Raw genomic sequence first — 21,471 nt, 5'->3', positions numbered from 1 at the left:
AACCGGCTTCGCCGGGCCGCTGGCATCGCCCCCGGTAGGGGGTTGGCGAAGCGACACGAAGTGCGCGAAGCCTGGGGGGGAGCCAATTCATGCGTGACCAGGCGCTATTCGACAAGATCGATCTTCATCTCATACGAGTCCTGCACACCGTGTTGACCGACCGCAGCGTGTCGCGCGCCGCCATTCGGCTGGGCATGTACCAGCCCGCCGTTTCGGCCGCGCTCAAGCGGCTGCGCGAGCTGGCCGGCGATCCGCTGCTGGTGCGGTCCGGCGCGGGCATGGTGCCGACCGATGCGGCGCTGCGCATGATCGAGCCGGCCGCGAGCATCCTGCGCTCGGCCGAGGTGCTGTTCAGCGACGCGCGAGCCTTCGACCCGCAGACCGCGACCAACACCTTCCGCATCGCCGCCAGCGACTACCTCGACCCGTTGTTCCTGCCGATGCTGGTCGCGCAGGTCAAGAGCCAGGCGCCGCTGTGCAAGATCGAGATCCATCCGTTGTCGCCCGACTCCAACTACCACGCGCAACTGTCGCTGGGCAACGTCGACCTGGTGATCGGCAACTGGCTCAAGCCGCCGGAAGACCTGCACATGGCGCGCCTGTTCGGCGACGAGATCGTGTCGCTGGTCAACGCCGACCATCCGGCGGTGCGGCGCGGCTGGGACGCCGACACCTGGCTCGCGGCCGAGCACATCGCGCCCACGCCGATGCACCCGGGCGCGCGCGGCATCATCGACCAGATGCTCGACGCGCTGAAGGTGCAGCGCAACATCACGGCGCGCTGCGCGCACTTCAGCCTGATCCCCGACATGGTCGCCTCGAGCCTGCTGGTGCTCACGACCGGGCGTCAATATTGCGAGCGCTTCACCACCCGCCTGCCGGTGAAGATCCTCGAATGCCCCGTCGCCTTCCCGCGCCTCATGTACTACCAGCTCTGGCACGAACGCACGCATGCGTCGAGTTCGGCCCGCTGGCTGCGCGACCGCATCAAGTCGGTGGCGGCGTCGTTGCGTCCCGTGCCGGGCGCCGCCGCCGGCACACCCGGTTTCCAGTGAGAGCCCCCGAATGACAACCCCACGACTCCAGCTCGCCCACATCACCAAGCGCTACCCGGCGGTGGTCGCCAACAGCGACGTGTCGCTCACCGTGCTGCCCGGCGAGACGCATGCCGTGCTCGGCGAGAACGGCGCCGGCAAATCGACGCTGATGAAGATCATCTACGGCTCGGTCAAGCCCGACGAGGGCAGCGTGATGTTCAACGGCCAGGCCGTCAACGTGCGCAACCCGCAGGAGGCGCGCGCGCTCGGCATCAGCATGGTGTTCCAGCACTTCAGCCTGTTCGACACGCTGACGGTGGCCGAGAACGTCTGGCTCGGTCTCGACAAGAGCCTGGCGCTGGCCGACGTCACGCGCCGCATCAGCGCCAAGGCGACCGAGTACGGGCTCGACATCGACCCGTCGCGGCCGGTGCACACGCTGTCGGTCGGCGAGATGCAGCGCGTGGAAATCATCCGGGCGCTGTTGACCGACCCGAAGCTGCTGATCCTCGACGAGCCCACGTCGGTGCTCACGCCGCAGGCCGTCACCAAGCTCTTCGTGGTGCTCAAGAAGCTGGCGTCCGAGGGCTGCAGCATCCTGTACATCAGCCACAAGCTGCACGAGATCCGCGAGCTGTGCACCGCCTGCACCGTGCTGCGCGGCGGCAAGGTCACGGGCGTGTGCAATCCGCAGAACGAGACCAACGAGTCGCTGTCGCGCCTCATGATCGGCGCTGAGCCGCCGCCGCTGCAACACCGCGCGGTCAACGCCGGCGCGCTGGCGCTGCGCGTCAAGGGGCTGACGCTGGCGCGCGAGGATCAGTTCGGCATCGACCTCGACGGCGTGTGTCTCGACGTGCGCGCGGGCGAGGTCGTCGGCATTGCGGGCGTGTCGGGCAACGGCCAGAAGGAACTGCTCTATGCGCTTTCGGGCGAGGACACGCGCGCCGAGCCCGCGATGATCGAAGTGTTCGGCCAGGCCGCCGCGCGCTTCCGGCCGCGCAAGCGGCGTGCGCTCGGGCTGCACTTCGTGCCGGAAGAGCGGCTGGGCCGCGGCGCCGTGCCGACGCTGGGGCTTTCGCACAACCTGCTGCTCACGCGCAGCAACGCGGTCGGCCGCGGCGGCTGGATCCGCACCGGCGCGCTGGCCGGCCATGCCGACACCATCATCCAGCGCTTCAAGGTCAAGGCCGGCGGGCCGGCCTCGGCCGCGCGCTCGCTGTCGGGCGGCAACCTGCAGAAGTTCATCGTCGGCCGCGAGATCGACGCCAACCCGAAGCTCTTCATCGTCGCGCAGCCGACCTGGGGCGTCGACGTGGGCGCCGCGGCACTGATCCGCAGCGAGATCCTCGCGCTGCGCGACGCGGGCTGCGCCGTGCTGGTGGTCAGCGAGGAGCTCGACGAGCTGTTCGAGATCAGCGACCGGCTCTACGTGATCGCCAAGGGCCGGCTGTCGCCGTCGGTCGACCGCGCCGACGCCACCGTGCCGCGCATCGGCGAATGGATGAGCGGCCTCTGGGACGCTTCCGACGTCGCCGCCGATGCCACTGTCTCCGCCAAGGAAGTGACCCATGCTCAAGCTTGAACCCCGCCCGCAACTCTCGCGCTTCTGGAGCTACGGCTCGCCCATCCTCGCGCTGCTGATCACGGTGGTGATCGGCGTCGCGCTGTTCGCGCTGCTCGGCAAGGACCCGGTCAAGGGCCTGCTGGTGTTCTTCTGGGAGCCGATCAAGAGCGGCTATGCGATCGGCGAACTGATGGTCAAGGCCACGCCGCTGCTGATCATCGCGCTGGGCCTGGCGGTCTGCTTCCGCTCGAACGTGTGGAACATCGGCGCCGAAGGGCAGTTCGTGATCGGCGCGATCGCGGCCGGCTACGTGGCGCTGCTGGCCGACAAGAACACCGGCCCGTGGATCGTGCCGGCGATCATCCTCGCCGGCATCCTGGGCGGCATGGCCTGGGCGGCGATCGTCGCGCTGCTGCGCGACCGCTTCAACGCCAACGAGATCCTGGTGAGCCTGATGCTGGTGTACGTCGCGACGCTGGTGCTGGGCTACATGGTCGCGGGACCGCTGAAGGACCCGATGGGCTTCAACTTTCCGCAGAGCAAGACCTTCGACGCGGTCACGCAGATCCCGCGGCTCATCAAGGGTTCGCGCGTGAGCATCGGCCTGCTGATCGCGCTGGCCGGCGCGGCCATGCTGTGGGTCTTCCTGTTCCGCACGCGCGCGGGCTTCGCGCAGCAGGTCGGCGGGCTGGCGCCGGCCGCCGCACGCTATGCGGGCTTCTCGGCACGCCGCGCCGTGTGGATCGCGCTGCTGACCTCGGGCGGTGCGGCCGGCCTGGCGGGCGCACTCGAGGTCGCGGGCCCGATCGGGCAGCTGTCGCCGTACGTGCCCGCCGGCTACGGCTTCGCGGCCATCATCGTGGCCTTCGTCGGCCGGCTGCATCCGGTCGGCATGATCTTCTCGGCCATCCTGATGAGCATGTTCTACATCGGCGGCGAGCTGGCGCAATCGCGCCTCGGCCTGCCGAAGTCGCTGACCGGCGTGTTCCAGGGCCTGCTGCTGTTCACGCTGCTGGCCTGCGACACGCTGATCGCCTACCGCATCCGCCGCAAGGCCGCACCGAAGGCGGCGCCGTCCGCGGCCGCCACCTCGTCGCTGCAGGCCAGCACGCCACTCAATGCGCCGGCCGTGCGCGCCACCGAAGGAGCCCTGTGATGGAGGTCTACATTGGATTGCTCGGGCTGGTGTTCAGCGCCGGCACCGCACTCGCCATTGCGGCGCTCGGCCTGCTCGTCAACGAGAAGGCCGGCATCGTGAACCTCGGCGCCGAAGGGATGATGCTGTGCGCCGCGGTCGCCGGCGTGGCCGTCACGGTCGCGACCGGCAACACCTGGCTCGGCCTGCTGGCGGGCATGGTGGCCGGCGCCTTCCTGGCCGCGATCTTCGGCGTACTGGTGATCTGGCTCAACACCAACCAGTACGCCACCGGCCTGGCGCTGAGCCTGTTCGGCGGCGGCTTCTCGGCCTTCGTCGGCACCGACTACACCAAGGCCACGCTGCCGGCGCTGACGCCGTTCTCGATCCCGGTGCTGGGCGACCTGCCGGTGGTCGGCGGGCCGCTGTTCCGCCAGCATCCGCTGGTCTACCTGGTGATCCTGTTCGCCTTCGCGCTGATCTGGTTCCTCTACCGCACGCGTGCCGGCCTGGTGCTGCGCGCGGTCGGCGAGTCGCCCGAATCGGCCCATGCGCTGGGCTATCCGGTGCGGCGCATCCGGTTGCTGGCGGTGGTGGTCGGTGGCGCGCTGTGCGGGCTGGCGGGCGCCTACCTGTCGGAGATCTACTCGCGCGGCTGGAACGAGGGCATGGTCTCGGGCCGCGGCTGGATCGCACTCGCGCTGACCACCTTCGCGACCTGGCGGCCGGCCCGCGTGCTGCTCGGCGCCTACCTGTTCGGCGGCGTGACGATGCTGGGCTTTCACCTGCAGAACACCGGTGTCGACATCCCGAGCCAGTTCCTGAACATGATGCCGTACGTGGCCACGATCGTGGTGCTGGCATTGATCTCGCGCAACCCGGCTTTCATCCGCGTGAACATGCCGGCGTCGATAGGGAAACCGTTCTACCCCGGCTCATAATCTTTTGTTTCGTTTCGCCTTTCCAGTTTCTCCAGCAACCAGTCCACCGAGGATTTCGACAATGAATGATCTGAACAAGCGTTCCCTTCTCAAGCTGGCAGCCCTGACGGCCGTCGCTTCCGCCGCCCTCGTGGGCTGCGGCAAGAAAGAAGAAGCGGCACCGGCCGCGCCTGCTGCTGCACCGGCGCCCGCTGCGGCCGCCGCACCCGCACCGGCCGCGCCGCTGAACGTCGCATTCGCCTATGTCGGCCCGGTCGGCGACGGCGGCTGGTCCTTCGCGCACGACAACGGCCGCAAGGAACTGGAAAAGGCACTGGGCGACAAGATCAAGACCACCTTCGTCGAGAGCGTGCCCGAATCGGCCGACGCCGAGCGCGTGTTCCGCGACATGGCCAGCCAGGGCAACAAGCTGATCTTCGGCACCACCTTCGGCTACATGGAGCCGATGCTCAAGGTCGCGGCCGACAACAAGGAAGTCAAGTTCGAGCATGCGACCGGCTACAAGACCGCCGACAACATGCGCACCTACGACAGCCGCACCTACGAAGGCGCGTACATGGCCGGCATCATCGCCGGCGCGATGACCAAGTCGAACACGCTGGGCGTGGTCGGCTCGGTGCCGATCCCCGAAGTGCTGCGCAACATCAACAGCTTCACGCTGGGCGCGCAGTCGGTCAACCCGAAGATCACGACCAAGGTCGTGTGGGTGAACGAATGGTTCAGCCCGCCGAAGGAAACCGAAGCCGCCACCGCGCTGATCAACGGCGGCGCCGACGTGCTGTTCCAGAACACCGACTCGCCGGCCGTGCTCAAGACCGCACAGGAAAAGGGCAAGCGCGCCTTCGGCTGGGACTCGGACATGACCGCCTACGGCCCGAAGGCCCACCTGGCCTCGTCGGTCATCAACTGGGGTCCGTACTACATCAAGACCACGCAGGACGCGCTGGACGGCAAGTGGACGACCGGCTCCAGCTGGTGGGGCGTGAAGGAAGGCGCGATCGACATCGTCTCGATCGCCGAGGACGTGCCGGCCGACGTCAAGGCCAAGGTCGAGACCGTCAAGGCCGGCCTGAAGGACGGCAGCTTCTCGATCTGGAAGGGTCCGATCGTCGGCCAGGACGGCAAGGAAGTGGTCGCTGCCGGCGCGGTGGCCGACGACAAGTTCCTGTCGGGCGTGAACTTCTACGTCAAGGGCGTGGACGGCAAGGTGCCCGGCGGCGACAAGAAGTAAGCCCCGCGGCTTTTCACGCGCGTTGCGCGTGTGATTCGCCACCCCCCGAGGGGGCGGCGCGGCGGTGGCCGCATCACCTCGATAACCGAGGCGGGTGCCTTGTTTCTCCGCGACGTTCGCGCGGCGAGGCGGCATAGACGATAAAAAGGGTTGCCTCGCGCAACCCTTTTTCCTTTTTCCCGGGCCTTTCTTGTCTGCTTCCGATTCCGCTGGCTATCTCCAGCGCGGCACGCCGGCCTATCGCCGCGCGACCTTCGCCATCTTCTGCGCCGGGCTGTCGACCTTCGCATCGATCTACTGCGTGCAGCCCTTGCTGCCGCTGTTCGCGCGGCACTTCGGCGTATCGGCCGCGAGCAGCAGCCTCACGCTGTCGATGACCACGCTGAGCCTGGCGCTGTGCATGCTGGTGGCGGGCTCGCTGGCCGAGGCCTGGGGTCGCAAGCCGGTGATGCTGGTGGCGCTGGGCGTGGCCAGCCTGCTCGGGTTGGCGTGCGCCTTCGTCGATTCGTGGCCGCTGCTGCTGACGCTGCGGACCCTGATGGGTGTGGCGCTCAGCGGCCTGCCCGCACTGGCGATGGCCTATGTCGGCGAGGAGTTCGATCCGCCCTCGCTGCCGTCGGCGATGGGCCTCTACATCAGTGGCAATGCGCTGGGCGGGCTGGCGGGGCGGCTGCTCTCCGGCGGCCTGGCCGACCTGGGCGGCTGGCATGTGGCGATGGGCGGCATTGCGGCGCTCAGCCTGGTGTCGACCGCGCTGTTCGCCTGGCTGCTGCCGCCGTCGAGGCATTTCCGGCCGCAGGCGCTGTCGATGCGCGGGCTGGTCGGCAACCTGCGCATGCACCTGCGCACGCCGGCGTTGCGCACGGGTTTCGCACTGGGCTTCATGCTGATGGGCAGCTTCGTGGCGGTCTTCAACTACGCGGGCTTCCATCTGGCCGTCGCGCCCTTCAATTTGTCGTCGACCGTGATCGGCCTGCTGTTCACCGTCTACCTGCTCGGCAGTGTGAGCGCAGGCTGGGCGGGTGGGCTGGTCAACCGGCTGGGTGCGCGCCGCGTCGTGCAGAGCGGCATCGGCCTGATGCTGCTGGGCGCCGCAGCGCTGGCCACGCCCTGGCTGGCGGCGGTGGTGTTGGGGTTGGCGCTGCTGACCAGCGGCTTCTTCGCGGCACACGCGGTGGCCAGCGGGCAGGTCGGCCAGCGCGCGAACGGCGCGAAGGCGCAGGCCGCATCGCTGTATCTGTGCGCGTATTACCTCGGCTCCAGCGTGCTCGGATATTTGGGCGGCGCGCTGTGGGAGCAGTTGGGCTGGGGTGCGTTGCTGGCCGGCGTGGCGTGTGTGTTGCTGCTGGCGGCAGTACTGATCCGCCGCTGGTGACTAACGCTGCGGGCCGAGCCTGTCGATCAAAACTTCGCTGGCGCGGTTCAGGCCGATCACCTCGACCGTGCTGCCATGCTTGCGCAGGCGCTGCGTGACCTTGTCGAGTGCGGCCACCGCCGTCACGTCCCAGAAGTGCGCACCGGACACATCGATGCGCACCGCGCGCCCTTCGGTGTCGCGCACGTCGAAGGCGTCGACGAACCACTCGGCCGAGGCGAAGAAGACCTGGCCTGCCACGCGGTAGACACGCGTGCCGTCGGCTTCGTCCGATGCCCGCACGTCGAGCAGGCGTGCCACCTTGAAAGTGAAGAACACGCCGCTGAGCATCACGCCGACGGCCACGCCGGCCGCCAGGTTGTCGGTGGCGACGGTGACGGCCACCGTGGCGAGCATCACCGCGCTCGACATCCGCGGATGCCGCACCAGCGCGCGCAGCGACCCCCAGTCGAAGGTCGACGCCGACACCATCACCATCACGGCCACCAGCGCCGCCACCGGCACCTGCGAAACCCACGGCTTGAGCGCGACCATCAGCACCAGCAGGAACACGCCGGCGAACAGCGTGGACAGCCGGCCGGTGCCGCCGTAGCGCACGTTGCTCACCGTCTGGCCGATCATTCCGCAGCCGGCGATGCCGCCGAACAGGCTGGCCGCGACGTTGGCGGCGCCCAGGCCCGCGCATTCGCGGTTCTTGGCGCTGGGCGTGTCGGTCAGCTCATCGACCACGCTGGCCGTCATCATCGATTCGAGCAGGCCGACCATCGCGATGGCGAGCGCGGGCAGGGCGATGATGCGCAGCGTGTCGAGCGTCAGCGGCACGCCCGGCCAGGCGAAGCTCGGCATGGCGTCGGGCAGGTGGCCCAGGTCGGCGACCGTCTTGAGCGGCAGGCCGAGCTGCGTCGACAGCAGCGTCAGCACCACGATGGCCACCAGGGGTGACGGCACGGCGGTCGTGAGGCGCGGCAGGCCGTAGATGATGACCAGTCCCACGGCGAGCACCGCCCAGGTCGCCGTGTTGGCGCCCATCAGGTGCGGCAACTGCGCGGCGAAGATCAGGATGGCCAGCGCGTTGACGAAGCCGGTGCGCACCGAACTCGACACGAAGCGCATCAGCGCCCCGAGCCGCAGCAGGCCGAACACGATCTGCAGCAGCCCGGCCAGCACGCCGGCTGCGAGCAGATAAGCGAGCCCATGCGCATGCACCAGCGGCGCCGCGACCAGCGCCACCGAACCGGCCGCGGCCGAGATCATGGCCGGCCGGCCGCCGGTGAAGGCGATCACGATGCTGATGACGAAGGACGCGAACAGTCCGACCGCCGGGTCGACGCCCGCCACGAAGGAAAAGGCGATGACCTCCGGAATCAGCGCGAAGGTGGCGACCGCACCGGCCATCAGCTCGCGCGGAATGTTCTTGGGCAGCCATTCGGCACGGAGTCGGTTCAGGGGCATGAGGATGGTAGGCAGGGAACGGGATGAGGCGATGGCGCGTTCGGTCGATTCTGTGCCGCGGCTCAGCGCGCGGCGCGCAGCGGCTGCAGGAACGGCCGGTCATGGCGCCGGCCGAGCCGCGCCTGCACCAGTGCCAGGATGGCGAGCAGCGGAAGTGCGAACTCGAGGATTTCCTCCAGGCTCAGGAGCAGGTTCCGGGCGGCCATGGGCACCTGATCGACCACGCCGTAATCGAGCAGCGTCGCCGGCAGCCGGTCGAGGCATTTGGCCACCACGATGACGGTGACGAACGTGAGCGCCGTCATCGTGGCCGGCCACCACTTGCGGCGGGCGGGCGACGCCCACGGCACCGACACGTAGCGCCGAAGCAGCCAGACGGCCGACAGCACGATCGGCGCCAGCATGGCCAGCGCGCCCGCGATCTGCGGCGTCGAGGCGAACTGGTTGTAGAAGCGCGCCTTCAGGATGCTCACGCCATAGACCGCGGAGTGCAGGTCGGCCTCGCGCGCCGCCAGCGCGAGCAGCACGACGCACATGGCGGCCTTGTCGAGCCGTGACAGCCCCGGCACCCGGATCGCCAGCACCAAAGCGGCAGCGGCCAGGTACACGGCGATGGTGCTTTGCTCCACCGGGCCGTTCTCCTGCAGAAAGGACAGCGGCATGAGATGCGGCGTGACCAGGCCGACGGCCACCGCCACCGCCGCGCAACCGAGCGCCAGCCAGAGTGCGAGCCGGCCGTCGGCCAGCCGGCGCGACAGCCGCACCAGCCGGCGGGGCATCAGCGCGATCGACGGGCCGACGCCGTAGCCGTGCACCGCCGTCAGCCTGGCGGCGAGCGCCTGCAGCCCGGGCCGGAGCGTCGACAGCGCGCCCGCGAACACGGCGGCGAGCAGCATGCCGGCCAGGATGTCGAACGGAAAGTGCACGCCGACGTAGACCCGCGACCATGACGTGGCCAGTGCGATGCCCGCCATGGCCCAGCCGACGTCGCGCAGCGGACCGCGCAGCATCAGCACGAAGGCGGTGGTGAACATCACCGATGCGTGCGCACTCGGCAGGCCGGCGCGGGCGCCGTGCGCGATGTGTTCGGGGCTCAGGCCCAGCGCGAAAGGGCGCGGCATGCCGATCGACTCGGCCAGTTGCTTGGCCAGCAGCGACGCGGCGGCGGCGGCGAGCAGCGCGGTGATCACGTAAAGGCGTTCGGGCGGGCGGCGCAGCGCGGTCCAGCCCAGCAGGGCGACGCACAGCCAGGACGAGCCGGTCGCGATGGCCGCCGCCAGGGGCAGCAGCAGCGGATGCGGTGAGAAGCCGGCGCCGAAGAATGCGAACAACGCGAGGTTCAGCGATTGCACGGCGCGCTCCGTGCGGAGGAGTGGGGCAGCAGGGAAGACATGGCGATCTCGGGAGTGGCGGCGCGAAGGCTTTCGGCCGACAGGGCGATCCTGCCCGGCCTTGATGAAGGATTCATGGAAAGGCGCGTGGGGTGTTCGGCCGGGCGCGCGCATTGTCGGCGACGTGCCGATCCCCACGCCGCCGTGGGGCCTGGCGCAGGCGCCGAATCCGGTCGCACGGACCGTGCCCGCCCGTGCCGATTCGATTTAGAGTGACGCCATGAACCCCACAGAATTCAACATCCCGGCCGATCGCTTGCCTGCGCTGCTGTGCGCGATGCCGAAGGCCGAGCTCCACATGCACATCGAAGGCTCGCTGGAGCCCGAACTGATCTTCGCGCTGGCCCGGCGCAACGGCGTGACGCTGCCCTACGCCAGCGTGGAAGCGCTCCGCGAGGCCTACGCCTTCACCAATCTGCAGAGCTTCCTGGACATCTACTACGCCGGCGCCAGCGTGCTGCTGAAGGAGCAGGACTTCTACGACATGGCCTGGGCCTATCTGGAGCGCGCCGCGGCCGACAACGTCGTGCGCACCGAGATGTTCTTCGACCCGCAGACCCACACGGCGCGCGGCGTCGACATGAAGGTCGTGATCGACGGGCTGCACCGGGCCTGCGTCGACGCCGAAGCCGGGCTCGGCGTGAGCGCCGCGCTGATCCTGTGCTTCCTGCGCCACCTCAGCGAGGACGAGGCGTTCGAGACGCTCGAGCAGGCGCTGCCCTACCGCGACAAGTTCATCGGCATCGGCCTGGATTCGAGCGAGCTCGGCCATCCGCCCGAGAAGTTCGCACGCGTGTTCGCGCGCTGCCGCGAACTCGGCTTCCACCTGGTCGCGCACGCGGGCGAAGAAGGACCGCCCGAATTCGTCTGGAGCGCGCTCGACGTGCTGAAGGTCGAGCGTGTGGACCACGGCGTGCAGAGCGCCAAGGACCCGGCGCTGATGCAGCGGCTGGCGAAGGACCGCATTCCCCTGACCGTGTGCCCGCTGTCGAACCTCAAGCTCTGCGTGTTCCCGGATCTGACGCAGCACAACCTGAAGACGCTGCTCGATGCCGGCCTGGTGGCGACCGTCAACTCCGACGACCCGGCCTACTTCGGCGGCTACATGAACGAGAACTTCCTGCAGACCTTCGTCGCCACCGGGCTCACGGCGCAGCATGCCTGGCAGCTGGCCGCGAACAGCTTCGAGGGAAGCTTCATCGGCGAGGCAGAGAAGCGGGCGTACATCGAGCGGCTCGATGCCTGCTTCGCCAGCTTCTCCGCGGGCGGCTAGAAGTCCAGCTTGGCGCTCACGCTGAAGGTGCGCGGGTCGCCGGGCTTGATGTAGTTCTCATACTGGTATTCCCAGTACTTCCGGTTGGCCACGTTGTTGACCGCGAAGCGGAAGGTCGTGTCGTAGCCGCCGATGCGCGTCACATAGCTCGCACCGAGGTTGGCCAGGGTGTAGCCAGGCACCTTGATCTGGTTCGATGCATCGAGCATGGTGGTGCCGGTGTACTTCACGTCGGCCGACAGCTTGAGCCCGGGCACTTGCGGCACGGCATACGACAGCTGTGCGGTGGCCACCAGGTTGGGTGCGCCGGCCACGCGGTTGCCGTTGTACAGGCTGCCGCGCTGGTAGCTGCTGTCGAGCGCCATCAGGTTGCCGCTCAGCTCCCACTGCGAACCCAGCCGCGTCGACGCGCCCAGTTCGACACCCTGGTAGATCGACAGCCCGTCCTGCACCAGCACGTTGGCGCTGTTGGCGTATTCGGCGCCGCGTTCGATGCGGAAGACCGCGGCCGTCGCGCTCCAGCGCTCGTGCTCGGTCTTCGCTCCGAGCTCATATTGCTTGCTCTTCAGCGGATTTAGCAGATCGCCGTAGTTGGCGTAGGTCGTGCCGGGCGTGCTGCCCTGTTCCAGCGACTCGACGTAGCTGGCGTAGAGCGTGGTGTCTGGCGCCGGCTTGAACATCAGCGCGGCGGTCGGCGTCAGCACGCCGTTCTTGCCGTAGGTCGAAGTCCGCGTGCCGGTGGTGTCGTAGCCGTTCTGCGTGTAGTTCGTGCTGCGCAGCCCGGCCAGCACGGACCAGCGCTCGGACAGCTTCACCGTGTCGCTCGCAAACACGGCGCGCTGCGTGATGTCGCTGGTGTGGTAGCGCGAGAAGTCGGTGCCGCTGAAGTAGTCGTTGGTGTTCTGCGCATACAGGCTGCCCGTGCCGATCAGCTGGTAGATGCTGTTGCTGCTGTAGTTGTTGGTCTGGCGCTGCCACGAGGCGCCCAGCACGACCTGGTGTTCGATGTCGCCGGTGCGCACCTTGCCTTCGGCCATGGCCTGCCATTGGTCGAAGCGATGGCCTTCGGCGCCGTCGTAGCGGTAGTCGTCGTAGCCGCCGTTCGCGTCCTGGAGGTAGGCGATGCTTTCGTTGCGGCTGCGCGTGGCGCTGCTGTGGCTGTAGCCGGTGCTCAGCGTCCAGTCGGGCGCGAGCTGGTACTTCAGGCCGGTTGAAACCATGTTGAAGTCGGTGACCAGGTGCTGGCCCGCACCCACGAGGTTCGCGTTGTTTGCGCTGATGGTCGCGGGCAGGCTGGTGCCGGTGTAGCTGCCGGTGTAGATCGACGGCGTCTGGCCGGTGGCGGTGCGTTTCTGGTAGAGCGAATCGAAGCTCCAGGTCAGCTTGTCGGTGAGCTTCGCGTCCAGGCCGAGCGACAACGAATCGCGGCGCACATTGCCGTCGTTGTAGGTCTTGCCTTCCTCGTGCGTGGCATTGAGCCGGTAGCCGAAGCGGTCGTCCGTGCCGAAGCGCCCGCCCAGGTCGACGTGCTCGCTCCAGATGCCGGCGGTCTTGTAGCCGACTTCGATGCTGCGCACCGGCGTGTCGGTCGGCTTCTTCGTCACGTAGTTGACGATGCCGCCCGGCGAGCCGAAGCCGTACATGAAGCCCGAGGAACCCTTGAGCAGTTCGACCTGCTCGAACTGCTCGTAGGGCAGGGTGATGGCATAGCTCAGGAAAGGCTGGCCGTTGATGCGGTAGCCGTTCTGCCAGTCCAGCGGCAGGCCGCGCACCGTGATGTAGCTGGCCCAGCTGTTGTAGGCGCCGCTGTTGTCCGACACCGAGGCGTCGAGCGCGAACACGTCGCCGAGCTTGGAGACCTGCCGCTCGGCGAGGCTGTCGCTGGTCACCACGGTGGTGGAAAAAGGCGTGTCGAGCTGGCGGCGCGTGCCGAGTGCGCCACTGCTGACGGGTGTGGCGAGGTGCTGCGACGTGGCGTCGGGCGCTTCGGCATTGACGGTGACGGTCGGCAGGGCGGCTTCGCCGGATTTGGTTTCAGTGGTCTGTGAGTGGACGCTTGACGCAGCGCACAGCGCGATCAGAGCGAATCGGGAAACGGAGCCGGATGTGACGGAGGCGCAGGCGGCAGCGATGGCCTTGAGTTTGGGCTGGGACAAAGGGACTCTCTGAGATGTAAACGACAACGATTGTCATTTGCGATCTTGGAGGGAAGTGGGAAGGGGTTCAGTGAACCGGGCAGTGGCTGCGTTGGCGGATATCCATCAGCTGGTGCCGCGAATGCCGGTCTGCGCGCGCTGCGCCCACCAGTTCCAAACCGCCCCGCCCGCCATCAACACACACGTCCCCAAGAACACCGAGCGCATGCCGAAGTGCCCGCCGACGAAGCCGCCCATCAGCGGGCCGACGACCTGCCCCGTGTATTGCGCCGACACCGAGTAACCCAACATCTGGCCGGCGGCGCGTTCGGGCACGCTGTGGCGGATCACGCTGGCGATGCAGGGCAGCAGTCCGCCGAGCGACAGGCCCATCAGGAAGCGCAGCACCACCAGTTGCCAGCTGGCGGTCACGAAGGCCTGCGGTATCAACAGCACGGCCGACACCGCGAGGCAGCCGACGATCACGTTCCAGGCGCCGATGCGGTCGGCCAGCCGGCCGAGCCGCGCGGCCGACAGGATGCTGCCGAGCGCCGCTGCCGCCATCACGAGGCCGGCGACCATCGTGACGTGCGCGACGTCGGCCACGAGCTGCGCGACGTACACCGTGATGATCGGTTCGATCGACATGTTGGCCAGCATCAGCAGCGTGCCGGTGACGAACATCGCGATGACCGGGCGCCGGTCCGGGATCGAGGCCCAGCCGTCGTGCGGCTTCGCACCTTTCACGGGTGCGGGGCGCGGCGCCTCGCGGATCAGGAAGGCGGTCCCGAGGAAGGCCACGAAGATCACCGCGCCTGCTGCGAAGAAGGTCGCGCGGATGCCGATGAGCGGCGGCAGCAAGCCGCCAAGCAGGGGGCCGGCGAGGTTGCCGGCCATGATCGCGGACGACAGCGTGCCCAGCGCCCAGCCGGAGCGTTCCTTCGGTGTCTGCGTGGCGACCAGCACGGTCGAGCCGGACGCATAGCCGCCCAGCAGGCCGGCCAGCAGCCGCAGCCCGACGAGCTGCCACACATCCTGCGCGATGCCGATCAGCGCCATCGCGACGGCCATGCCGAGGCTCGCGCGGATCAGCATCAGCTTGCGGCCGTAGCGGTCGGCCAGACGCCCCCACAGCGGTGCCACCAGCGCCGCGCTGAAGAAGGTCGCGCCGTAGGCCACGCCGGACCATTGCACGATGGCCGCGTGTTCCGCGACGCCGAGCTGCTCGACATAGAGCGGCAGGAAGGGCAGCAGCAGCGTCATCGCCACGATCGTGGTGAACGAGCCGAGCATGCAGACGAACAGGTTGCGCCGCCAGTACAGGGATTCGGGCGAGGACGAGGAGGAAGGCATCGCAGGATTGTCCGGCGCGATCGCCGTACGGACCCCTGCCGGTTGACGGGGGGCGCCTTCGCCACGGCAGACCGGACAGCCGGGCGAAGGATGCGCCCGCACTAGAATCCCGGCCCGCGTTGCAGGCGTCCCGGCTGCCGCGTGGATCTTGTTTCACCGGGGCCATGTAGAGGACCACCATGTACAAAAACCTCGCAGCCGCATTCGCGGCCGCCTGTTTTTCCCTTTCCGCTCCCTTGGCGCTGGCGCAGGCCGCGAAGCCCGTCGCGCCGGCCAACCCAGCCAATCCGGCCACCTCCGAGCCGCTCAAGATCGGCTTCGTCTACGTCGCACCGCTGTCCGATGCCGGCTGGGTGCATCAGCACGACCTGGCCCGCAAGGCCGTCGAAAGCGCGCTCGGGTCGCGCGTGCGCACCAGCTACGTCGAGAACGTGGCCGAGGGCGCCGACGCCGAGCGCGTGATCCGCGACCTCGCCCGGCAGGGCAACAAGCTGATCTTCACGCCCAGCTTCGGCTACATGGAGCCGACGCTGAAGGTGGCGCGGGACTTCCCCGACGTGAAGTTCGAATCCGTCACCGGCTACAAGACGGCCGAGAACGTGTCGGCATCGAATGCGCGCTACTACGAGGGCCGCTATCTCGCCGGCGTCGCGGCAGGCCGCATGACGAAGACCCATCTGGCCGGCTACGTCGCCGGCTTCCCGATCCCCGAGGTGCTGCAGGGCCTGAACGCCTTCACGCTGGGCATGCGCTCGGTCGATCCGAAGGCGCAGGTCAAGGTCGTCTGGCTCGATGCCTGGTTCGACCCGCCGAAGGAGCGCGACGCCGCGATGACGCTGTTCAACCAGGACGTCGACGTGATCGCCTTCCACACCGGCTCGACCGCGGTGATGGCTGCCGCGCAGGAGCGCGGAAAGATGGCGGTGGCGTATCACTCCGACATGCGCCAGGTCGCGCCGGACGCGCAGATCGTCGCGGTCACGCACCAGTGGGGCGGCTACTACACGCAGCGCGCGCGTGCGGTGCTCGACGGCAGCTGGAAGCCGGGCAATCTCTGGGGCGGCGTGAAGGAAGGGATGATCCGCGTCGGCGATTTCGGGCCCAGGGTGCCGAAAGCCGTGCAGGACGAAGTGCTGGCCCGCCAGAAGGACATCGCCGAGGGCCGGCTGCAACCGTTCCGCGCCGTCGCCGACGTGCGGGACACCGAGGGCCGCGTGGCGATCCCCAGGGGTGGCGCACTGACCGACGCGCAGATCCTGCAGATGAACTGGCTGGTCGAGGGCGTGCAGGGCCGGCTGGTGCGTTGAGGCCGAGGCCGGCGCCCCGCATATAGCAGTCATAACGCGGCAGCGGTGGCGGCTGGGCGTCGACTGCATTAGTCTTGCGCCTTACGATGAAAAAAGCCTACCGCGCCTCCCTTTTGCGCTTCGACGACACCGGTCGCGCGCTGTTCGACGAAGACGGCCTGCTGGTCGTGGCACCCGATGCACAGGGTCGCCAGCGCGTGCTGGACGCCGGCCCGCACGCCAGCGTGGCGCCGCAGCATCCCGATGCCGACGTGACGCCGTTGCCGGGCCGCATCCTGGCGCCGGGCTTCATCGACATGCACATCCACTTCCCGCAGACCGACATCATCGGCGCGCCCGCCGACGGGCTGCTGCCCTGGCTCGAGAACTACACCTTCCCGGCCGAGAGCCGCTTCGCGCAGCGTGCGCATTCGGACACCGTGGCCGAGGTCTTCTTCGACGAGCTGCTGCGCAACGGCGTGACCACGTCGCTGACCTTCGCGACCTCGCACGTCGAATCGGTGCAGGCCTTCTTCGAGGCCGCGCAGCGGCGCCGGCTGCGCATGATCACCGGCAAGGTGCTGCAGGACCGCCATTCGCCCGATGGCGTGCGCGACGACACCGAGCAGAGCTTGGTCGACACCGAGGCGTTGATCCGCCAGTGGCACAACGTCGATCGCCTCGGCTACGCGATCACGCCGCGTTTCGCGCCGACCAGCACCGATGCCCAGATGCGCGGCGCAGGCGAACTCGCCGCGAAATACCCCGACACCTGGATCCACTCGCACGTGGCCGAGAACAAGGACGAAGTGAAATGGGCGCGCGAGCTGTTCCCGCAGGCGCGGTCCTATCTCGACGTCTACCAGGGCTTCGGCCTGATGCGCGAGCGCGCCGTCTACGCGCACTGCATCCATTTCGACGATGACGACCGGCGCCTGATGCGCGAGACCAGGTCCGCCACCGCCGTGAGCCCGACCAGCAACCTGTTCCTCGGCAGCGGCTTCTTCGACTTCGAGGGCGCCGACCGCATCGGCTACCGCTACGGCCTGGCGAGCGACGTCGGCGGCGGCACCAGCTTCAGCCCGTTCGCCACGATGATGGCGGCGTACTACGTCGGCCGCGAAGGGCAGACCAAGCCGGGCATCAGCATCCCGCCGTCGCAGCTCTGGTGGCGCCACACCGGCGGCGCGGCGCAGGCCCTGGGGCTGGGCGGCGTGATCGGCACGCTGCAGCCGGGCACCGAGGCCGACTTCGTGGTGATCAACCCCAAGGCCACGCCGATGCTCGCGCGCAAGACCGCACTGGCGGAAAACCTCGAGGAACTGCTGTTCGCGATGATCGTTCTCGGCGACGACCGGTTGATCGAGGGCACGGTGATTTCTCAAGCGCTGTCAGGTTGACATGCTGCGAGCGGCCCCTGCCTAGAATAGCCGCCCCAGCAAGGACCTTGACATGAGCATTAAGAGCGACAAGTGGATTCGGCAGATGGCCGAGCAGACCGGCATGATCGAGCCCTTCGAACCGGGCCAGATCCGCGAGCAGGACGGCCACAAGATCATCAGCTACGGCACATCGAGCTACGGCTACGACATCCGCTGCGCGCCCGAATTCAAGGTCTTCACCAACATCCACAGCACCGTGGTCGACCCCAAAAACTTCGACGAGAAGAGCTTCGTCGATTTCTACGGCGACAGCTGCATCATCCCGCCCAACAGCTTCGCGCTGGCGCGCACGGTCGAGTACTTCCGCATCCCGCGCAACGTGCTGACGATCTGCCTGGGCAAGAGCACCTATGCCCGCTGCGGGATCATCGTCAACGTGACGCCCTTCGAACCCGAATGGGAAGGCTACGTGACGCTCGAGTTCAGCAACACCACACCGCTGCCCGCGCGCATCTATGCGGGTGAAGGTTGCGCCCAGGTGCTCTTTTTCGAGAGCGACAAGGACGACGTCTGCGAGGTCAGCTACAAGGACCGCGGCGGCAAGTACCAGGGCCAGCGCGGCGTCACCCTGCCGAAAGCCTGAGCCGGAGCTTCGCTTCGGTCCTACACCCGCTCGCGCTCGCCGGGCGGGGTTTCGACAGAGGGTGACGGCACCATCGCTGCATGTCGTGCACAGGGCGCGAACTGGAGCGAAACATGGCGATCTACCGGTATTTGCGCGAGATGCATCCCCTCCGTCTGGCGTTGCTCGCCGCATTGTTCGCGGTGGTCCTGGCGCAGGTGATCGCGATGGCGATGGTCGCGCAGTCGCAGGTGCAGCGCGCGGTCATACGCGAGGCGATGGAGCGCAGCACGCGCACCGCCGGTGTCGCGCCGGCCGTGTCGGCGGGCGCGGACGAATCCGCTCCGGCAGAAGGCTTCACGCAAGTCAGCTTCGCAGCGACGCGCTGAGCGTACGATCCCGTCATCGCCACCGGGCGGTGGCATAGGAGCATGCGATGAGATGGGAAGGCAACGAGCAGTCCGATAACGTGGAGGACCGCCGCGGTGAAGGCGGCGGCGGCGGTGGTGGTGGATTCGGTGGACTGCCGATCGGCGGTCGCAGCGTCGGCCTCGGCACGGTCGCCGTTGCGCTGATCGCCGGCTGGATCTTCGGCATCAACCCGCTCACGGTGCTGGGGCTGCTCAGCGGCAACGGGCCGGCACCCCAGGTGCAGCAGGCGCCGGCGCAAAAGCCGCCAGCCAACGACCGCGAAGCAGCCTTCGTATCGACCGTGCTGCGCAACACGGAAGTCGTCTGGACCGGCATCTTCCAGCAGAACGGCGGCACCTACCACGCACCGCACCTCGTGCTGTTCCGCGGCGTCACGCGGACGGCCTGCGGCACAGGCGAATCGGCGATGGGCCCGTTCTACTGCCCCGGCGACAAGAAGGTCTACATCGACCTCGGCTTCTACGACACGCTCAAGAACCAGCTCGGCGCGCCTGGCGAGTTCGCGCAGGCCTACGTGATTGCACACGAGGTCGGCCATCACGTGCAGGACGAACTCGGCATCACCGCCAAGGTCGACGGCATGCGTGGCCGGCTGAGCCAGACGCAGAACAACGCGATGAGCGTGCGGGTGGAGTTGCAGGCCGATTGTTTTGCCGGTGTCTGGGCGCATCACTCGCAGGAATCGAAGCAGTGGCTCGACCCTGGCGACATCGAATCGGCGATGAATGCGGCGCAGAAGATCGGCGACGACGCGCTCCAGCGCTCGGCAGGCCGCGCCGTGGTGCCGGACAGCTTCACGCATGGCACCAGCGCACAGCGGCAGCGCTGGTTCAGCAGCGGCTACAAGACCGGCACCGTGCAGGCCTGCGACACCTTCAATGCGCGCTCGCTGTGACTTTCATCCGGCTTCGTTGCTCCTGAATTCGTAGCAAAAAACCCCCGTCACGACAACGTCATCGCCTTTTTTTGCGGCGGTGCGACAATAGCGGGCTTCATGACAAGCTCCTTCTCCAATCTTTCGCTGGCAGAACCGCTGGCGCGCGCCGTGGCCGAAATGGGCTACGAGAACATGACACCGATCCAGGAACAGGCCATTCCGGTCGTGTTGTCCGGGCAGGACGTCATGGGCGCAGCGCAGACCGGTACCGGCAAGACGGCCGCCTTTTCGCTGCCATTGCTCCAGCGGATGCTGAAGCACGAAAACTCCTCCACGTCGCCTGCCCGCCACCCGGTGCGCGCCCTGGTGCTGCTTCCGACACGCGAACTGGCCGACCAGGTCGCCCAGCAGATCAAGCTGTACGCCAAGTACACGCAGCTGCGCAGCATGGTCGTCTTCGGCGGCATGGACATGAAGCCTCAGACGCTGGAGCTCAAGAAGGGCGTCGAGGTGCTGGTCGCCACGCCGGGCCGCCTGCTGGACCACATCGAGGCCAAGAACGCGGTGCTGAACCAGGTCGAGTACGTGGTGCTCGACGAAGCCGACCGGATGCTCGACATCGGTTTCCTGCCCGACCTGCAGCGCATCCTTTCCTATCTGCCGAAGAGCCGCACGACGCTGCTGTTCTCGGCCACCTTCTCGCCCGAGATCAAGCGGCTGGCCGGCAGCTACCTGCAGAACCCGGTCACCATCGAGGTCGCACGGCCGAACGAAACGGCCTCGACCGTCGAGCAGCATTTCTACGGCGTGGGCGACGACGACAAGCGGCGCGCACTCAAGCAGATCGTCCAGCAGCGCGGCATCACGCAGGCCTTCGTCTTCGTCAACAGCAAGCTGGGCTGTGCGCGGCTGGCGCGTTCGCTCGAGCGCGAAGGTCTGCGCACTGCGGCGCTGCACGGCGACAAGAGCCAGGACGAGCGTCTGAAAGCGCTCGAGGCCTTCAAGAAGGGCGAAGTCGACCTGTTGGTCTGCACCGACGTCGCGGCCCGCGGGCTCGACATCAAGGACGTGCCTGCCGTCTTCAATTTCGACATTCCGTTCAATGCGGAAGACTATGTGCACCGCATCGGCCGCACCGGTCGTGCCGGCGCTTCCGGCCTGGCCGTGAGCTTCGCCAGCGGCGGCAATGACGTGCGCCTGGTGGCCGACATCGAGAAGCTGATCAAGAAGAAGATCGAACTCGAAGCGGTGGAGTTCGAAGAAGATCGCCCGCGTGGCCGCATCAACGACGGACGCCGCCACTGGCGCGAGGAAGGCGAGGCCGGCGACGCACGCGATGTGGTCGACGCACCGCGCGAAGCCCGCTCCGACGCGCATGCGTCACGCGGTGGCGGTCGCCCGCACCGTTCGCAGGCGCCGCGGGACCCGTTCTTCGAGCAGCCGTACGAAGCGCCCGAGCGCGACGCCGCGCCTGCCTGGGAAGCGAACGTCAAGGCAACGCCCGCCCGCGGCATCTCGGCCAACATCAAGAGCAAGCGCAAGGTCGCGGCGCTGTTCAAGAGCGCCGAGACCCACTGATCTCCCGGTACTCCCGCTAGAGAGCCGCGAGGCTCAGCGCCAGCCGCGGTGCCATCCGTACTGCGGATGGTGCCAACCCCATCCGTAGTTCGGGTGGTAGGCCCAGACGAAACCGATACCCGGCGAAACGTAGGTCGGTGCCACATAGGCGACGCCCGGCGGTGCCGCGTACAGGGGTTGAACCGGCGCAACCACGCAGCCGGTGAGCGTGGCCGCCAGTGCGGCGCCCGCTGCCAGGAGTGTGAGCTTCATGGTGGTCTCCTTGAGACGAAGGGTTGTGTATATGCAACCAACGTCGATCGCGGCGAGTGGATGACGACCTTTACCCCGCCGAAACAGTGCGACAGCTTCGTCGCCCGCACCCGTGCAGCGCCGTGGGCGGGCCGCCTGTCCCGGTGCCGTCC

At 67.9% G+C, this 21,471-nt stretch carries 18 protein-coding genes; 13 read left to right on the top strand and 5 right to left on the bottom strand.

Features of this window, described 5'->3' with window-relative positions; all coding sequences use genetic code 11:
- The first annotated feature begins 89 nt into the window (after positions 1–89).
- From AC07PZ_RS20860 to AC07PZ_RS20835, 6 genes are all read left to right on the top strand, one after another.
- The gene (locus AC07PZ_RS20860; protein WP_495297032.1) at positions 90–1,055 is read left to right on the top strand and encodes a LysR family transcriptional regulator; all 966 of its coding nucleotides are present in this window, start codon (positions 90–92) and stop codon (positions 1,053–1,055) included.
- A 10-nt stretch (positions 1,056–1,065) separates the two neighbouring features.
- Positions 1,066–2,622 (top strand): ABC transporter ATP-binding protein, encoded by a 1,557-nt coding sequence (locus AC07PZ_RS20855; protein WP_495297031.1) that lies wholly within the window; start codon positions 1,066–1,068, stop codon positions 2,620–2,622.
- Positions 2,609–3,760 (top strand): ABC transporter permease, encoded by a 1,152-nt coding sequence (locus AC07PZ_RS20850; protein ID WP_495297030.1) that lies wholly within the window; start codon positions 2,609–2,611, stop codon positions 3,758–3,760. The genes AC07PZ_RS20855 and AC07PZ_RS20850 overlap by 14 nt, the downstream gene beginning before the upstream one ends.
- Positions 3,760–4,680: an ABC transporter permease gene (locus AC07PZ_RS20845; RefSeq protein ID WP_495297029.1), complete on the top strand. Its 921-nt coding sequence runs from the start codon at positions 3,760–3,762 to the stop codon at positions 4,678–4,680. Before AC07PZ_RS20850 ends, AC07PZ_RS20845 begins: the two co-directional genes overlap by 1 nt.
- A 61-nt stretch (positions 4,681–4,741) precedes the next feature.
- Positions 4,742–5,911: a BMP family ABC transporter substrate-binding protein gene (locus AC07PZ_RS20840; protein WP_495297028.1), complete on the top strand. Its 1,170-nt coding sequence runs from the start codon at positions 4,742–4,744 to the stop codon at positions 5,909–5,911.
- Positions 5,912–6,101: 190 nt separating this feature from the next.
- Complete coding sequence (locus AC07PZ_RS20835) at positions 6,102–7,286, top strand: MFS transporter (RefSeq protein WP_495297027.1); 1,185 nt, start codon at positions 6,102–6,104, stop codon at positions 7,284–7,286.
- On the opposite strand, the gene AC07PZ_RS20830 is transcribed toward AC07PZ_RS20835, so the two are convergent.
- Positions 7,287–8,738, bottom strand: a complete 1,452-nt coding sequence (locus tag AC07PZ_RS20830; protein WP_495297026.1) for a SulP family inorganic anion transporter — start codon at positions 8,736–8,738, stop codon at positions 7,287–7,289. It abuts the gene before it with no gap.
- Between the two features lie 62 nt (positions 8,739–8,800).
- Positions 8,801–10,090, bottom strand: coding sequence for a phosphatase PAP2 family protein (locus AC07PZ_RS20825; protein WP_495297025.1), 1,290 nt, complete (start codon positions 10,088–10,090; stop codon positions 8,801–8,803).
- Between the two features lie 259 nt (positions 10,091–10,349).
- On the opposite strand from AC07PZ_RS20825, the gene AC07PZ_RS20820 reads away from it, so the two are divergent.
- Entirely contained in the window at positions 10,350–11,402 is a 1,053-nt protein-coding gene (locus AC07PZ_RS20820; protein WP_495297024.1) for an adenosine deaminase, read from the top strand.
- On the opposite strand, the gene AC07PZ_RS20815 is transcribed toward AC07PZ_RS20820, so the two are convergent.
- Both AC07PZ_RS20815 and AC07PZ_RS20810 read right to left on the bottom strand, forming a co-directional pair.
- A complete protein-coding gene (locus AC07PZ_RS20815) occupies positions 11,399–13,483 on the bottom strand; it encodes a TonB-dependent siderophore receptor (protein ID WP_495297100.1) in 2,085 nt (694 codons plus the stop codon). The two genes, AC07PZ_RS20820 and AC07PZ_RS20815, sit on opposite strands and share 4 nt — an antisense overlap.
- A gap of 180 nt (positions 13,484–13,663) precedes the next feature.
- Entirely contained in the window at positions 13,664–14,890 is a 1,227-nt protein-coding gene (locus AC07PZ_RS20810; RefSeq protein ID WP_495297023.1) for an MFS transporter, read from the bottom strand.
- Between the two features lie 179 nt (positions 14,891–15,069).
- On the opposite strand from AC07PZ_RS20810, the gene AC07PZ_RS20805 reads away from it, so the two are divergent.
- The 6 genes from AC07PZ_RS20805 (at position 15,070) to AC07PZ_RS20780 (ending at position 21,067) form a co-directional block, all read left to right on the top strand.
- Positions 15,070–16,197 (top strand): BMP family ABC transporter substrate-binding protein, encoded by a 1,128-nt coding sequence (locus tag AC07PZ_RS20805; protein ID WP_495297022.1) that lies wholly within the window; start codon positions 15,070–15,072, stop codon positions 16,195–16,197.
- Positions 16,198–16,283: 86 nt separating this feature from the next.
- Complete coding sequence (gene guaD / locus AC07PZ_RS20800; RefSeq protein ID WP_495297021.1) at positions 16,284–17,576, top strand: guanine deaminase; 1,293 nt, start codon at positions 16,284–16,286, stop codon at positions 17,574–17,576.
- A gap of 52 nt (positions 17,577–17,628) precedes the next feature.
- Complete coding sequence (gene dcd / locus AC07PZ_RS20795; protein WP_495297020.1) at positions 17,629–18,201, top strand: dCTP deaminase; 573 nt, start codon at positions 17,629–17,631, stop codon at positions 18,199–18,201.
- Positions 18,202–18,314: 113 nt separating this feature from the next.
- Positions 18,315–18,569, top strand: a complete 255-nt coding sequence (locus AC07PZ_RS20790; RefSeq protein ID WP_495297019.1) for a hypothetical protein — start codon at positions 18,315–18,317, stop codon at positions 18,567–18,569.
- A 47-nt stretch (positions 18,570–18,616) separates the two neighbouring features.
- Complete coding sequence (gene ypfJ / locus AC07PZ_RS20785; protein WP_495297018.1) at positions 18,617–19,507, top strand: KPN_02809 family neutral zinc metallopeptidase; 891 nt, start codon at positions 18,617–18,619, stop codon at positions 19,505–19,507.
- 99 nt (positions 19,508–19,606) lie between these two features.
- On the top strand, positions 19,607–21,067 hold the full coding sequence (locus AC07PZ_RS20780; protein ID WP_495297017.1) for a DEAD/DEAH box helicase: 1,461 nt from the start codon (positions 19,607–19,609) through the stop codon (positions 21,065–21,067).
- Positions 21,068–21,100: 33 nt separating this feature from the next.
- Here the strand turns inward: AC07PZ_RS20780 and AC07PZ_RS20775 are convergent, their stop codons facing one another.
- A complete protein-coding gene (locus AC07PZ_RS20775) occupies positions 21,101–21,319 on the bottom strand; it encodes a hypothetical protein (protein WP_495297016.1) in 219 nt (72 codons plus the stop codon).
- Positions 21,320–21,471 lie beyond the last annotated feature (152 nt).

This window comes from Variovorax sp. GW821-FHT10B04, assembly GCF_059415645.1.
The sequence above is the reverse complement of the archived record's forward strand: the minus strand, read 5'-3'. Positions and strand labels throughout refer to the sequence as shown.